Raw genomic sequence first — 16196 nt, forward strand, 5'->3', positions numbered from 1 at the left:
CCTTCTATGTTCTGATTTTTTTGGAAATGACCGGGATAGGAACGCCGTCTGGATCACTTGTCCTCTCTTGCGTAAAGACGACGTCATTGGCCTGCAAAGTCGTCACGTTGACTGTCACTTCAAGCACCACATGAAAGCTGGTTCTTTTTCGCGGAAAGAAGAAAAAGAGAAAGCGTTCCTTGTAGGTTTTTTCGACCGCTTTTACCACTTCCACCTCTACTGGCTCGATCCGTAAAATGACTTCCGATTCCTGCATCATTTTCTTTTGGATATCTCCCAGTGCACTTGCGAATGCATGCTGCTTGGTATCGCCTTTGCCTTCCACTGACACGATGACTTGTTGGCATTCTTGAATACTCATTTGCTCATCTCCCTAATTGTGCTTCTTCTCAAAGGCTTCAACCAATCGTTTGCCTAACTCTTCTTGATCCATAAAGCCAAAGCCTAAAACGGTCTTGCCATCATTGATCGCCGTGATCCCCTCTTCGACCGAACGCATCCCGTGACGCTCTGGATACCCGTATTTTGTTGCCGCGGTCAGTGCGCCTGCGCCCCCGCTTCCGCAAAAAGAGATGCCCATATCTGCTTTTTCCTGCTGCATCACATCGCCTAAACGCATATCTGCGCCCATGCCCGGTACCACGACGGCTCTTCCGCCTGCTGCTTCTACACCTTTTGCTACATTTTGTCCTTTACCCATACGGTCTGCGATTACTACTGTGATCATTTATTTTTCCCCCTAAATTAATTTTGTTTGGCTGTTTCAAAGTGGATCGATAATACATACATCTCATCCTGTGAAGGGTTGTTGATCTTCTTCACAACTCCTTCTGCTAACTGCAATGCTTCTTGCGAGACTTCGCTGAACATCGTCGGATCGACTTCAGGAATCGCCTCCTGTTCTTTAGAACGCTTCAGCATCGCATCCAGATGGTTGATCAAAATCGTCCATTGCAATTCTGTCGGTTCTATCCTTGCTGCCTTCAGCTCACTTCCGAGCCAATCCAACAATTCTTTTAATTCCTTTTGGTACTCACTCGTTGCAATGATTTGTAGCGCCTCTCCAGTCACGGTCGTTCACTTCCTCCTTTTTCGTATTACTGTAATTATTTTTCTTCAAGCCGCATACTCTTCTATTAACACGCGTCGACAAGGCGAATGCTTATTTAGAAATTCATGCTTTGATATACGCAAACAGTGCATTGATCTCTGATTGATTGATAGCCAGGTTGTGTTCAGTGAATAAGTGCGCGATCTGTTTGGTGTATGACGCTGCCACGGTATTCGCTTCTTCTACCTTGCTGCCTTCCATTGTGTATTGCTGGTCAAAGGTGATACGGTGGACCATCAAAAATACATGCAGCAAGAATGCTTCGCGGTATTCTTGATTGAGCTGCTCTTGAAAGACGAGCAATAATTTTTCATAGATCGTGTATGCCTGTAAAATCAGCTCTTTGCTGAAATCCTCTAGCGATGTCCGATTTCCTGCCGGCTCCAGTCGTAACTTTCGAGTGCCTTTTTGCGGAGACTGCTGCAGGATTTTTTTGACTGCCTGTTGGATCTTCTCCAGATCCTGTTTCGTCGGCAGCGGATGCACCTTGATAAATTCGCAATCCATTCCTTCGATCGGAAAAATGCTGATGACCAATTCTGGTTCCTTTTGCTTAATGATCTCCTGGGCATTCAACACAGACGCAAATGCAGCGATCTCGATATTCGATAGCTCCTCCGAGATTTTCTGCTTGATCAGACTTGTCACTCCTAACCCCGTCGAGCAAACGTAAACGGCACGGACACTCCTGAGGTCGGCCGCTTTTTCATAAGAAACGAGAAAATGAAGCGCGATGTAGGCGATAAACGAATCATTGATCAACAGGCTTTTCCCTTGGATCTCCCGTCGTACGACCGTTTCGATGGCTTCAAAGAGTTCGGGATACTTGGCTTTGATGTCCTCTTTGAAGGGGTTGTACTCATTCACAAATTTTTGTTTGCGAGACAGCCGCATCGATAAGTGTGCGTAGAGATTCGTCAAGAGCTGCGGATCATTAAAGAATGAATAATTGATTTTTTTACTTACCTTTAAGATCAAATTCTCCGTCAAGGTCATAACATCCTGCTGCGGATCATTCTCGAAGGTATCGCTGTAAATGTAGCGGTATTCGTCTTCAAACAACGGCAATTGATACTGATCGAAGACTTGCTGCATCAATAAGTAAGAGAGTTCCTGTTGTTCTTTAGGATCATTCAACAGTTGATACCGCCCGATCGTGTATTCATTTTGCAAACGCACCGTAGCGATCGCGACGCGTATCAACATATTCAGCAGCTCTGCATAATTCAGCTCCGACGTGTCGATTTGCTTCAGCAATTGCCTCATATCTCCCAAAACTTGATTGAAGACTTTTTGAAAAGCCGTTTCCTTCGCTGAATACAGCTCATAGCCTTCCTGCTTTTCACTTTGCAAAAGCAGATCCATGATTTTATAGATGTCGTAATCCGTCAGGTCCTTTTGCAAAACCTCCTCGATCAATAGCCGAACCTGATGCTCCGGTCCTGTGATCAGAAACCCTTTGCGGGGGACACGCGCCAAGGTCAGTCCTAGAGACTCCAAGCGTACTTCTAAAACCTCCAGATCATTTAGGATCGTGTCCTTGCTGACCATCAGCCGATCCGCTAATTCCAAAGAAGTGATCGCTTGGTTCGTCAGCATCAAATGGATACTTAACCGATCCAGCCGCAGCGTCTGATCCGCAAACAGCTCCAATCGATCGACGCCCATCAACTCACTTTTCAGCTTGATCCTTTCGGAATCACTCAAGACTAGCCAGACCCCCTGACTCCTCTTGCTCGTCAGGTCGTGATTTCGTTCCTTCAGCCAAGCACGGATGCTGTCCAGATCATATTTGATCGTGCGTACGCTTACATTCCGCTGATCTGCTAGCTCCTTGGTCGTCATTGGCTCCGTATTCTCAAGTAATTGAAACAAAACCTGTATTTGTCGTTTCGTTATCTGCTGCATGCTGCTCTCTCCTTACACCTATTACTATAGTGATTTGTGTTTCCCGTAACAATATGAAATGGTTGCACTTACTCTAGTGCAACAAATTCACATCTCATCGGATATTTAGTGGCTCTTTGCAGCGTCTATTAAAAAATACTGCCCAATACGCAGTCATTCTCTGCAAAACGATTGCACTAAGCCTTTCTTAAAGTAGCATCTTCAAGATCTTCTGTAACGCATTATTCAAAAACTTTTTTTCTTATTAAAATCTTTGATAGAACCCCCCGTTTAAATAACTTCTATTATCAATCGATCCTTGCGAAAACAATAATAATCACATTAAAAAAAACTACAAATAATCATTGAATTTTTTTCACAAATTCATTTTCCAGCCGCCGAGCTGTGATACATTATCTGTTGACTGTATGACGAAAGGAGACTTCGATGCTCAACGAAAATTTTTTACCTACAAAAAAATCCGCCTTGCCAGCATGGCCTACACTCAAACGGTTCTTGCTGCTGACTAGCGGAATAGCCATGATTTTGTTCTTGAATTTCAATAAAATCAGTTTTTTCGCAGATGATTTGTTTTTTATCCAATCGGATCAGCAATTGTTGATGCTGACCTTGGCTGAGCGTTATGAAACGTGGACCTCTCGTCTGCTGATTGAAGGCCTGTTGCTCTTTTTCGCCCACCATCTTTTTCTATGGCGGCTTTGCAACAGTGTGATGATGATTCTGTTTGCTCTTTTTTTAGCACTCTACACGACGTCTCAGCGAAAAGTTGTTCATCTGTATTTAGCGCTGCTTTTCTTTTTTACGATCCCTTTGAAAACCTTGCAGACTGCCGGCTGGCTGACCACTAGTTTAAATTATTTGTGGCCTGTGACCGTGGGTCTGATCGGTATCTTTCCTATTCTGAAATGGTATAAGAACGGCGCTCGCAGCGGTGCGACCACTCAGATCTTTTGCAACTTTTTACTGCTCTTTGCCTGCAATTCAGAGGTCGTGGCGCTATTTCTATTGCTGTTGCTGCTGGGGTTGATCAGCTATTCCTACATCAAGGATGGAAAATTCCCTAAGCTGCTGGTTTTCCCAGTGCTGATCAGTTACTGCAGTATTCTTTTTGCTCTCCACGCTCCCGGCAGTATGGCGAGAATAATGCAGGAAGCAAAAGTGACTTTCAATGATTTTCAACAGGTTAGTTTGTTTCATAAGCTTGATCTAGGCTTCTCTTCTACCTGCTATGAATTTTTCTTCAGCAGCAATCTCTTGGTCCTTTTCTTCTTTTCTTTGATTCTTTTAGGGGTCCTTCGTAACCAGTCGTCCCATTTCACGCGGTTTTCTGCCTGTATGCCGACAGTCATCCTGTTTGGTTCCGTGATCCAACGCTCCCTCAGTCATTGGCGAGCGCAAAGCATGGTGGCACGCACACTGAAAAGCGTCAACACGCAGCTCTTTCCTTACGACGAGATTCTCTTTGCACTATTGTTTCTTTGTACGTTATGGGCGCTGATCCATTCCGTAAAAAGCATAAAAAAAGGGATTTTCTTGAGCTTTCTTTTTCTGACAGGCTTCATCATGCGTGTTTTGATCGGGTTCACCCCCGCGATCTGGTCGTCTGACTTCCGTACATTTTTCATTTTCTATGTATGTATCCTGTATCTCTCGCTGATCCTTTATCAGGAAACCTTCTATTTACCCTATACAAAATATTTGGTTCTTTTTTTCAATCTCGCAGGGCTGCTCACCTTTCTTTCCTTGCTATAGCAAAAGACCATGCCGCGTTGGCATGGTCTTTGTTATTTCATCATTTTTCGCAGGACATAGGATAAACCGAACCAGAGAAACAAACTGATCACGATCACGATGATCCACCCCGAAGCATTGTGCTCGAATGGCAGCGGGACATTCATCCCGAAAAATCCTGAAACGATCGTAGGAATCGTCAGCAGAACAGACAGCACGGTCAAGATCCGCATCGTATCATTCAAATTATTGTTCAGCACGTTATTATAGGTACCTGATAATTGCTGCAAGATTTGCGAGGAAAGCTGTGTCATTTCCACTAATTGCTGCGCCTCGATCAATACATCATCCAGGCTTTCTTTTTCCTGATCGCTCAACCGCCGATAGATCCCGTGGGTTTTGATTTGTTGCACTAATAACACATTTTGACGAGAGGCGGTCACGAAATAAACGATCCCTGTTTCCAGATCCGATAACAGCAAGAGGTTTTGCTTTGTCGTCTTGTCCTTCAATAGATTACTGATGCGTTTTCGGTCACGATCCATGCCCTCTACAAAAGGGAAAAATTGATCGGATATAATGAAGAGACTGCCAAACAGCAGCTCAAACAGCGTACTTTGGGGATTTTTTTCTAAGTAACTCTTGATCTCAAAATATAGATATTTGCTTTGTTGGTTCGTGACAGTGATCAGCGTGCGATTCACCACGATGAATGTCATAGGCACCGTTTCGTAGTGATTGTCGATCTTTCGCCGATTCGGCGCGTTAAAGATCAGCAACAATACATCCGTCGCCTTGTCGTAATCCAGATGGGCCCGTTCGTTTCGGTCCAATGAATAATCGACGAATTCGCTGTCGATCCCATAATCGCGATACAAATTCTTCAATTCATCTTCATTTTCTGCCTCGATGTTTACCCAACTGTTCATCTTATTGTTGAAAACTTCTTTTGTATACATGGCCTATCTCCCAGCGTTCATTCGATTCGTTTGAATTTTATCACAGAACGCTTAAAATGTACCACTAATGCCGCTGCTTTTTTCTCAGCGATAAAAAAAGAGCTGAAAGATCACTCTTCCAACCCTTTCCCATAGCTTTCCACATGCATGAAGCCCCAGTTGGTGGGCATATAGTACCCGTCAACTGCCATATCTTTCAAATCACTGGAAACCAATTGCCCGGTGATGTAATAAATTCGTTTTGCTTTACGCTCCGCCTCGCCTAATTTGTCTAATAAGCCATTCAAATCATATTCGGGCATCAAAAAATAATGGAAATTGAACCCTTTTAAGCGCTCGTGTGTGATCGCCCCTTCAAAGGTCAATAATTTTTGCAGCTCTTCATCATTGAATGTCAAATCTGTCGACGTCAAGGTCAAGCCCTTATACTCAAATGAATCTGTCATCATGCCACCCCTTCGACTCATTTTACCATAACGGAAAATCGTGTCACTATCTTTTATTCCGCAGGTGATTGATGAGAATCTGCAGCAGCATGATACTTGTCGTGATGAGCGCCGTTTTCAGCATCAAATTTTCTTCTTTGGTCAATTTTTTTACTTTTTTGACAGTATTTGGTTTATAGGGAATTCGTTCGCCCCGTACTAGCAATCGGTGAGAATTCACCCCATAAGGCGTACAGGTCAATAAGGTAGCATAGTCCTTGCCCTTTTCCGCCTTTAGGGTTTCCGATTCCCCTTCTATTAATATAGAAGAAAGAAAATCCCTTCTTACCAACTCATTTGTCTAAAAAAAAGCAGTCGAAGAGGGATTCTCCAACTGCTGCTTGCTTCTGTTTAATGAAGGACTCATTGATGCAACCACTCGCGGGCTTGCTGCACTTCTTCCATGCTCACTTGGTGACCGTGAGCCGTTTCTGCGACAGTAACTGCCGCCTGTCGCTCCCGAAAAGCCGCGACCAATTCTGAAAATGACGCTTCGCTAACGATCGGGTCGCGATCCCCGCCATAAGAAACCCAGATCTTCTTGTCCCCGAGATCGAATGTCTGGGTGTGTACTTCCAATGACATCGGGTGGAAGAAAATACCTTTTGCCAATGCCGTCTGACGCTCCAGTAAAAGATGTGCTGCAATATTCGCACCATTCGAATAACCAACCAAGACCCATTCGTCTAAAGGAATCCCTTTTTCTTCACTGAGCTGTTCGATGACTTCCTGCAGATTGTCCGTCTCCTTCTCGAGACTGTCAAAATCAAACTGATTCAAACCGTTCCGTTTAAAGAAACGATTCATGCCTTCTTCTTCGACTGTGCCGCGAAAGGATAAAATCGTACTATTCGCGTCTAAAACCTTTGCCAGATCCACTAAAGACGTTTCATCGCCGCCTGTTCCGTGCAGCAAAATAAATTTTTTCCCCTTTGGTTGTCCTTCTTGATAAAGATAGTCCATTTCCACGCACCTCACTTACTAATTGTAAGTTAACACGAATCACCTCATGGAGACAACTTTTTTGTTTGTAAAAGACTCGCTAGTTAGAAAAGCGCCCGCTTCCTCACGAGTGCTTTCTCCGTTGTCGAATAAGCAGCGATCCTACGAGCAAGACGGCCCCGGCGATCATCAAGTAGGGTGCCGCGACTTCGCCTGTCTTTGGTAGGAGCCGACGTAATTTTTCTTTTCCGTCAGGTGTTTCGTCTAGCGTATCTGGCAGCTTGCTTCGTTCGTTATTATAGACGCGCGGCTCCTTTTTCTCTTTGGCAGCAGCGGTGATAGTGCCATTGTCGTCTTCTTCCATCCTATAGCCGTTGACGGTGATTGGCTGGAGTTTTCCGGCCTCATCTCTCGACGTATCCGGGATGACTACCTCGATCGCTCGCGCTTCCTTCGAAACAGCATAGCCTGCTACGCCCTGCAATTCATCAAAGTAATAGGTTCCTGCGGGCAAATAATGCTGAGTCATCTCCACTAAGCCCTCCTTGTCGGAAACAAAACGGGCAATGTCCGATTCAGTGGAGGGGTTCTCAAGCACCAGCCATTTATTTTTCAGTTCCGCCGTTGGGTCCTTGTGGAGATACTCTTTCTCGCCACGATCATTGTAACGATACAAGCCGAAGACTGCACCGGCCAAAGCCACCTCCGTCGCGTCCTGCTTTTTCCCAATTTTATAAAAATACGGATTCCGCAAATAGCTCAAATTTTTCGGGTACAAGTGGATCGTCGCCATCGACTCGTGGGTGATCGGGTCCTTCAAGGGCAAGACGACCGCAAAAGGCCGCGCGCGGGAGATATCCACCGTCACTCCAGCGGCGGGATCTACCCCCGTTTCCACGATCACGTAGGCGGCGTCCTTTTTGAGCTGCTGATTGTAACTTGGAAGGGTAAACTGAGTCACGCCTTCCGCATCCGTTTTTCCTGCTGCCGCATGTTGCTTGACGATGGGTTCCATCTGTCGTTTTTTCAAGTAGGCGATCGCCTGCTGGCAGCTCATGTCATTGATACGGTCCAAGAAATCATTCTCGCCTAATTCACTTTCGATATAGAGCTGGGTCACGTCATAGACATCAAAGATCGCCCCTTCTAAAGGTGTCGTTTTTGTATAGATCGCCGCCGCATCCTCTGCTTTGTTTCCATCATTCTGATGGGGATCAAAGGCCTCCATATCCGCCTCACGCAAAGCGCGCTTATGCAAAACGATCGTGACTTCATCCTGCGGGGCTGCCAAAACTTCGACCGCCTGAACAACCGACAGCAGCACCGAAGCCAGCAAACAGAGAAGCGCGCTAAAAATCAATTTCTTCTTTTTCATTGTCGGCTGGCTCCTTTCCCATTCAAGATTTTTTACGCAGATAATAGATTCGAATGCCGATCAAAAGCAGCATGACAGTTCCGGTGGTCGCCGCAGCCAAGAGGATCTTCCGATGTTCCTTCGAGCTTTTGACGGGCTTGATCGCGTTCTTTTCCTCGGGCACATAGGTTGTGCGCACACCCCGCACCAGTAAACGATGGGAGTTCACTCCATAGGGTGTACACGTCAAAAGTGTCACGTGGTCTTCCCCGGGGATCATTTTCAGCGCCTCGGTCTGTTCCGGTAAAACAACTTGGATCTGATCGACTTGATAGGCCAGCGTCCGATTCAACACGGTGAGAAAGAACAGATCCCCCTTCTTCACCTCCGTCAAATCCGTCAACATCTTGCCAGCAGTCACCCCAGTGTGTCCCGTCAATACCGCGTGGGTATTCCCTCCGCCCACCGGCAGCGAGGACCCCTCCAAATGGCCGATCCCCTTTCGCAGGGTCGATGATTTCGTTCCGTGATAGATCGGCATTTTCACACGAATCTTTGGTACCTCCAGCGTTCCCATCATGTCCTCGATCTTCAATAAATCATAGTAGTTGGACTGCATCGCATAGCCCGATCCCTTTACAAAAGGATCACGCACAGGATTTCCTGCCAATGAGTCGTTAAACGCGACCGCCTTCTCCCATTCCTTGTCCAAGGTCGCCTGATCGAGCTTTGCCACGTTTTTTTCATAGTTGTCCATCACGTAACTGCTGTTTTTATCCGAAAGATACTTACTAACGACGGGGTACCCCAAAACGCCAGCGCCTGCTAAAAGAAGACAAACAGCGACCATTATTCGTTTCATTCCACCCGTCCTTCCAACAGTTTTTTTATGTACAGCAGCGAAGAATAGCCTTCGCTGCTCGGTTTTTATGAATGGCGTTTCTTAGGTAAAACAAGCATGATTGCCAGCCCAATCAATACGATCCCGGCAACTACCAACGCGATCACGCCCATGCCCCCTGTTTCAGGAAGCTTAAAGCCATTTGAGTTGATCACATCTTTTTCTAAAACGTATTTCGCATTCTTTTCTGCTTCATCCGTATCAAATTTCACGTTGAACGGATCACCCAACAGGTTGTAGCCATCTGGTGCTTTCGTTTCCACCAGCCAGTAGTCGATCGGCACCTTCAACCCGACAAAGCGGGCTTTTCCATCAGCTATATCTGTTTCCACTTCGTAATCAACGAATCCTGTAAGGTCCGGTTTGTCATAAGTACCATCTCCATTTTTGTTTGGATATGCTACTTCGATCACGTTTCCACCAGCATCTTTTTTCACTTTGATGAATCGTTCCGCTCTGGCGTTTGCCTCGGTATTACTGATTTTGAATTTAGCTGTGTCTGTCTTGATCGCATTTCCGTCTTTGTCTACTTTTTCTAGCTCGATTTGACCGACAGGCGTTTCTGTTTCGTTAGTGTCTTTGTCTTTTTCATCGTTATTTTCGTTCGTGTATTCTAATTTCCCCTTATTGGGAATGACGTTGCCATGATCATCTGTTACTGGATTGAAGACCGCTTTTTCATTGATCTTCGCTTGGAATTTGACGATGACCTTTTTGTAGTCGGTGACAGCTAGGTGCTTCCTACCTTTTTCTGTAAAGACGACTTTGAAGCCGCGTGTCGGATCACCTGAATCGATTGGTTCGATCGTGTAATATTCATCTGGAGAGCCAGGATTAATAAGTTCTGTTTCCACTAAAGGCGTCCCTTTCGCTCCGTAAACTTTCACGCTGCCTGGTACTAGATCCAACGCTTCATCTAATGTATCTGAAATATTGAACTTGATGTATTCGTCGATTTTTTCGGGTACTGTTGCGGTGATCTTAAAATCTAAGATATCACCGATACTCACATCGTTGGTCTGTTCGACTTCCTTAACGGCTTCGATAGCTTCGTTTTTAGGAAAAACGTGAACGTCATCGTTCCAGCCTGTGATGTGGCCTGAACTATTTTTGATCGACATTGGGACAGCCACCACAAAGTTCGGTGTCTTCACTTCGATTTTCACTTCTTCACCAGTAGGATTTTTAGCTCCTGAAATATCTGATTCAACGACTAGGTATTGCCCTTTGTCTAAGTCTTCCCATTTGGCTGTGCCATCTACAGCGGTAGTTTTTTCAATCCCGGTACCAACGGCGTAAACATAGGATTCCGACCCCTTCTTAGCCGTTACTTCCATATCATCTTCATTTAAAACATACGTCCAGCCCTCTCCGCCAGGAATGACTTTTGGCGCATTCGGAGTCGGTTCAGCAGGAGCGCCCACTTTATAGACCGTAAATTTAACACCCTGCAATTTAATGGCTGAGTCAGGTACAGTGTTCGCATCACTGGCATCCCCGGTTCCTGCCGGTCCTGCGGCATCGTCAGTCAGTAAATATTTATGGATCGTCAAATCCCCTTGCGCGGGAGCGATGGGGGCGTCAGGTGCCGCGAATGCATTGAAGCCTCCCAATACTATTGATGAAACCATTAATACAGCGGCTATTAATTTCGTTAATTTCTTCATTTTTCTCATCTTCTTTCTTTCAGTGATTTTATTTTTTCAATTTGTCTGAGACAAACCTGATTCCTTCTGTAAGCTGACGCTTGTAAATCTCCAAAAATACAAGTGCTGATAACCCAAGTAATACGATCCCTATACTCACCACAGTATGAAGGCCGATCCCTCCTGCTTTTGGCATAATGGTCTCTCTGTAGTTTGGCAAATACAGCTCCTCGTCTCTTTTGTAAAAGGCTGGCGGCGGTGGATCGGTACTTCCTCGAATCGTTACTTTCCCTTGATCGTTGACCGTAAGAATCCAATAGCCCTGCGGCAAGTGGTACCCGTCGACCGTTTTGGTCTCAACCAACAGGTAGCTGCCTTCGATCAGCGCCTTGAAGGAAACCCTTCCTAAATCGCCGATGTCCAAACTGCTGACCGCTTCACGGTACGGCTCCTCCGATAGATCCCACCGCGTATCCGCAACATTCGGATCTTCGCTCCCAGTTGTATTTCTTTCTTTATATAAAGCAAACGCCACATTTCCTAACGGCTGCTGCCGCTCGTTTTCTTTAATGAAGGAAAAATCATACGTTGGGACTTTTTGGTTCTTAAGGTACGCCTCGCCATTCAATCGCTCATGATAGATGGTGCTATCCGCCCCAGTAATCAGTTCCCCGTTCTCAAAATATTCGATACTCGTTACCTTGTTGACCTTCGCGACCGGGTCCCAGACCAGCTTCACGACCCAGTGCCCATCGTGAGTCACATAATCATGCATTCCTTTGACTTCACGGACACCAACGATCTGCTCCTTGACTACCTCCGTCCGTCCAACCTTCGTCTCCAACGAATCATCCTCCGTGAAGAGACGCCCCGAACCCGAACTGTCGAAAGAATCCGCTAAGGTGTTTCCTGAGATTTTTTTCCAAGAACCCGTGCCAAGTTCAGCCGTTTCATACCCGCTGGACCCTTGGTATAAAAAGGTTTCAAATTTGAAACTGTCTGCTGAATGCTGCGTGATCGGATTCAGATCTCCATCTACTTTAAAAATCGGGATCTTCGTCAATTTCTTGTTTTTCAGATAGATTCCCTCAGGGCGAACATCAGATCCGGCAGCATTTTCGTAAAAGGAATCCAACCACTGAGCAGGTCTTGAATCGACATAGCCAGAAAAACCAGACTGCAGATTTCCAGACGGACTCACTAACCAATGACTCGTACGATTGGTACTAAAGGAATGATTGTTCGGCAATTGATACCCGTCATAGGTTTTTCTTTCAATAAAACTGTATACTTTATCCGGTGCCAGATTTATTGGCGTACCACCTGCATCAACCAATTTCCCCTCCGCATTTGTCGTGTAAGGTGAGCCAGTCAGCTTGTTCCAATTATTTTTGTAACCAGTTGCTAATGGATTGTTATGGTCTTTTTTTGCATCCGTTACCTTATCCGGACGATCAGCTTCTGGTCCAATGTACTCATATACGTCGAATTCAACTGATTTTTCATCGTCTGAAGGCATCGGATCATTGTTTTCATCTACTTTATAAATAGTGGGTTCAACATCAAACCGGTTCGGGATCGCCCAATAATCAACGGCGGTGCCTTCCGGTCGGTATTTCACCCGACCTGTTTTTTTGGTCCCATACCCTTCTACCCAGTCAAAACCGCTTGGATTTTTGATCTGAACGACCCAATAGTTCTCCTCAACAGGAGGTACTTGGTAATCTGGATGGGTATTTTCAACCTCGACCAACGCCAGTTGCGCCCCAAAAACGGTACTAAAAACCAATCGCTCATCCCGTATCCGTCCGAGCTCATCGGTAGTCAATTCCAGATCAGGCAACGGGTCATTGACTGTCGTTGACTTAAGTGAATTATCCGAATTTACTACGACACGCCGCCAATAATCAGCCGCGATATTTTCTGGTGTAGGCGGATGCGTCGCGCGATCTGTACCTGATTTATACATGAAACGATACACCTTGAATGTCACATGGGCACTCTCTGTCCTTCGCAGCGGCTGACCATCCATTCCTAATTTATAAAGCGTAAACGGAACATCTTTATCCTTTGTATAGTAAAGCTTCAACACCAGTTCTGGCTCTCCTGCAGCGGTGTCCGTTACGTTGCCATTCGGTTTTCCGTGCTGTGCGGTGAAGTTGGCATTATAATAATGCGTCACTTGCAAATGGTCCAACGGCTGTCCGTAAACTTTATCTCCGACCAGTCCTGGTTTTTCCTCTGTAACGATGCGCTCAAAATGACTGATATTTGACCCGTCGAAGCCTTCTTTTTGTACCCAATGCTCGACTTTATAGGTGACTTCCTTGTGGCAGTTCCAGACGACCACGGTAGCGCCTTGACTCGTCGATGAGGCAAGTGTGAATTCGTCGGACACGATCGCTTGGGCCTGGTTGTTCCAGTTTGGCGAGTCTCGCTCACTGAATCCGGCAGGTGCCTTGGTTTCAACAAAACGGAAGGTGTCCTTCAATGTGTTCCCAGAGACACCTAAAATTTCAGCAACATCGATCTTGATGATGCCGGGAAGGAGCTTGTCCCCTTCCTCGTCTCTATACGTATAATCCGCAGTCGTGAATTTCTTTACGGGATTTCCAACATCTTCCCACGCTGTCCCGACTTTTTTCTGCAGCTTGAACTCGGCACCGTTGATCCCGATGTAATCCCCGTTCTCTGCGAACAAATCTGCGTCTAATTTTTGCAGCATCACTTCTGTTTTCGACAATTGAATATGCGCATTCGGGTTTTTCAACGTCGCTTTTGATGGATTGGATTTCGGCATTCGTTCCGGTGTCGTTCGATTGAGCGTCAACGCACTGTGGGTGTAAATATCCGCGTTGTTGCTGACTTCTCCCGCTGTTTCCGGCGGATAACGCACATTCAAGGTAATGTTGTAGGCAGCGATCGAGCCGCCGATCGCATTGCTCTCCCCATAGGTTAATGTGAAATAGCGCTCCAACAAGTCTCGTTCGTTTTCAGTATAGCCGCTTCGCTGATCACCGATCGTCGCCGAGGCCGCCTCTACCGCAAATTGCGGAATCTGGTGCGTTGCCCCATCCTTATCTGTAAAGTTTTTCCCTGAATATTCCTGATCGGTCTGATCCTGCAGCCGTTCCTGCTGATTGCCGGTACGCTTCATGTTTCCAAAATGCAGCATCACTGTTTTCCGACCCGCACCGTCTTGATAGATCCCATATTGATAGGGCTGAGACTGCACACGGTCCTTAAAGTCCGACTTGCTTTCTCCCGCCTTTTGCTTCAGCAGTGTAAATCCCGTTTCTGCTTTTGGCCGCAGTGTCCCCGTATCTCCAGCATTTCGGTAAACAGGTCCTTTGCCATAATCGGCCAGCACATAGGATTGATACGCGATCGTACTTGATGGGATTCCACCCGTTTGCGCCTCCAAGTCTGACGCCGACAAGCCCATCGGCAAGTTGATCAGTCCGCCGATCGTCAGCTCGGTAACTTCTGCTCCCGCTGGCAATTCGTCTTCGATATATCCACCATAGCTCGCTTCGTTGCCTTGGCTGCTGATGTCTGGTGACCAAATGTCGGTATAATTTTTTCCCCATTCGTGCCAATTTTCTGGTTTCCGTAAGGGATTGTCGCGATAGAAGCCTTGGTATGGATTGTCTTTTCCTCCATTGACTTTGTAATCGACCTCATCTCCTGAAAGCTCGATATTTGCCGCTTCATTAAAGCGAATCCCCCATTTTACCGAGTTTTTAGATGTGGACGTATTGTACTTAAACGAGAACCCGTTAGACGCGTTCAAATCAGTGACGTCAAATTTGATGGCTTTTGTGATTGGATCATCGTTGTCGTCTTTTCCGAAGGTCACGGGAAACACGCCGGCCGTTTTCACAAAATTTGAGAGCATGCCTGGGAAATCCAGTTCTAACTCAAGGGGTGTCAGCGATGTTTCCATCGCTTCAAATTGAATCTCTTGGGTGTGGGTACCCGTCTTTTGCTGGATACGGTACCGGTAAAAGACCGTTTCCTGATCATCTGTAACCTCTATCCAGTCCGTACTTTGCATGTACCAATGATCATTTTCCTTAGACGCCCCGCCTATTTGAGGAATGTCGAGGGCGAACGTATCTCCCTTGATCATTTGATCAAGTTGGACTTTGAATGAAAAGTCATGGGCTTGATTGGATACTGCCGCGACAGTTTCGGAGACTTCTTCTCCTTTCGCGTTGCTGATCCGCCACTCAAGCACCTCGATTTGATTGGAGAGATTCGTTCTTGCTTGGCGTGCAGCCGCTTTGGCCGGTTCACGGGATTCTGTCTCGCTAGTTGATGGAGTCGTTTGTGTTTCTTCTGATTCATCCGCCGTTTCTTCTACGAGTGTTTCATCCTTACCCCTGTTGGAATCCTCTGCTTCAGGAAGCAGCCGATCCGCGGATGTCTCTAACGTATCGTCGGATTTCTGCAACAAATCCATCGTCGTTTCCGTAGTGGATTCTGGGATTGTTTCAGCAAATACAGGGATCAATTGGGAGACAATGACAGATAAAAGCAGCATAAGCACAGCAAAAAAACAGCTTATCTTTTTCATCTGTATTCCTCCTTTCGTTTAATGGACACCTTTTTGTGAAAAAATGAGCTAGGTAAATGATTCAAAAAGTTCAATGTAAGAACAAAATCCTTACTTTCCTTTTAATTTCTCCAATGAATACTAAGATAAGCAATTAAAATAACGTTGTTTACTTTTTGCATAAAAAAGAGAACCTATTTACTAAGGAAATCTTGATTCAAGAAATACAAACTTAATAGATTTATTTATTTACTTGTACATAACCGATGAATTTCTATTTATATTTCCAATAGCCTCTCGGGATAATCACAGTTTTATTTTTAATATAAATTTATTTGAGTTACTTTTTAATTATTATAATATACAAACTATGCTAATTCAAATCTTTTATTAATATTAACGAAATAGAATAAACAAAAAAGAAACCACATGTTCCTTATAAGTCTCTTTTTTATAGAAAATCAGGTAGACCTCACGTATTAAAATAACTATACATGTAATGAGATAAAACTATTTTTTTATTTTAAACAGTATTTATGATAAAACAGAGAGAAAAAAGAGAGGATTAACGATCAATCTTACTTATTGTTAAATAACAATT

The 16196-nt window shown here is 45.2% G+C and carries 12 protein-coding genes and 1 pseudogene; 1 reads left to right on the forward strand and 12 read right to left on the reverse strand.

Annotated features, from left to right (window positions below):
* Positions 1-4 precede the first annotated feature (4 nt).
* From I592_RS12830 to I592_RS12845, 4 genes are all read right to left on the reverse strand, one after another.
* Positions 5-361 (reverse strand): DUF4312 family protein, encoded by a 357-nt coding sequence (locus I592_RS12830; RefSeq protein ID WP_010779772.1) that lies wholly within the window; start codon positions 359-361, stop codon positions 5-7.
* A gap of 12 nt (positions 362-373) precedes the next feature.
* A complete protein-coding gene (locus I592_RS12835) occupies positions 374-727 on the reverse strand; it encodes a glycine-rich SFCGS family protein (RefSeq protein ID WP_010779771.1) in 354 nt (117 codons plus the stop codon).
* Between the two features lie 17 nt (positions 728-744).
* Entirely contained in the window at positions 745-1071 is a 327-nt protein-coding gene (locus I592_RS12840; protein ID WP_010779770.1) for a PRD domain-containing protein, read from the reverse strand.
* Positions 1072-1174: 103 nt separating this feature from the next.
* Entirely contained in the window at positions 1175-3019 is a 1845-nt protein-coding gene (locus I592_RS12845) for a BglG family transcription antiterminator (protein WP_010779769.1), read from the reverse strand.
* A gap of 426 nt (positions 3020-3445) precedes the next feature.
* On the opposite strand from I592_RS12845, the gene I592_RS12850 reads away from it, so the two are divergent.
* Positions 3446-4771, forward strand: coding sequence for a DUF6056 family protein (locus I592_RS12850; RefSeq protein WP_010779768.1), 1326 nt, complete (start codon positions 3446-3448; stop codon positions 4769-4771).
* Between the two features lie 32 nt (positions 4772-4803).
* On the opposite strand, the gene I592_RS12855 is transcribed toward I592_RS12850, so the two are convergent.
* The 8 genes and pseudogenes from I592_RS12855 to I592_RS12885 form a co-directional block, all read right to left on the reverse strand.
* Positions 4804-5709 carry a magnesium transporter CorA family protein gene (locus tag I592_RS12855; RefSeq protein WP_010779767.1) on the reverse strand — a complete coding sequence of 302 codons (906 nt, stop codon included), beginning with the start codon at positions 5707-5709 and terminating at the stop codon, positions 4804-4806.
* A gap of 110 nt (positions 5710-5819) precedes the next feature.
* Complete coding sequence (locus I592_RS12860) at positions 5820-6155, reverse strand: hypothetical protein (RefSeq protein WP_244265178.1); 336 nt, start codon at positions 6153-6155, stop codon at positions 5820-5822.
* A 46-nt stretch (positions 6156-6201) separates the two neighbouring features.
* Positions 6202-6438, reverse strand: a pseudogene (locus I592_RS21040) (sortase); the annotation flags it as partial.
* A 119-nt stretch (positions 6439-6557) separates the two neighbouring features.
* On the reverse strand, positions 6558-7157 hold the full coding sequence (locus I592_RS12865; protein ID WP_010779765.1) for an alpha/beta hydrolase: 600 nt from the start codon (positions 7155-7157) through the stop codon (positions 6558-6560).
* A gap of 103 nt (positions 7158-7260) precedes the next feature.
* Positions 7261-8511 carry a pilin N-terminal domain-containing protein gene (locus I592_RS12870; RefSeq protein WP_010779764.1) on the reverse strand — a complete coding sequence of 417 codons (1251 nt, stop codon included), beginning with the start codon at positions 8509-8511 and terminating at the stop codon, positions 7261-7263.
* 22 nt (positions 8512-8533) lie between these two features.
* Positions 8534-9352 carry a class C sortase gene (locus tag I592_RS12875; RefSeq protein ID WP_010779763.1) on the reverse strand — a complete coding sequence of 273 codons (819 nt, stop codon included), beginning with the start codon at positions 9350-9352 and terminating at the stop codon, positions 8534-8536.
* 65 nt (positions 9353-9417) lie between these two features.
* Entirely contained in the window at positions 9418-11058 is a 1641-nt protein-coding gene (locus tag I592_RS12880) for a SpaH/EbpB family LPXTG-anchored major pilin (RefSeq protein ID WP_010779762.1), read from the reverse strand.
* 28 nt (positions 11059-11086) lie between these two features.
* Complete coding sequence (locus I592_RS12885) at positions 11087-15616, reverse strand: prealbumin-like fold domain-containing protein (RefSeq protein WP_010779761.1); 4530 nt, start codon at positions 15614-15616, stop codon at positions 11087-11089.
* Positions 15617-16196: the final 580 nt, after the last annotated feature.

It is taken from the genome of Enterococcus gilvus ATCC BAA-350, from assembly GCF_000407545.1.
GTDB classification, from domain to species: Bacteria; Bacillota; Bacilli; order Lactobacillales; family Enterococcaceae; genus Enterococcus_A; species Enterococcus_A gilvus.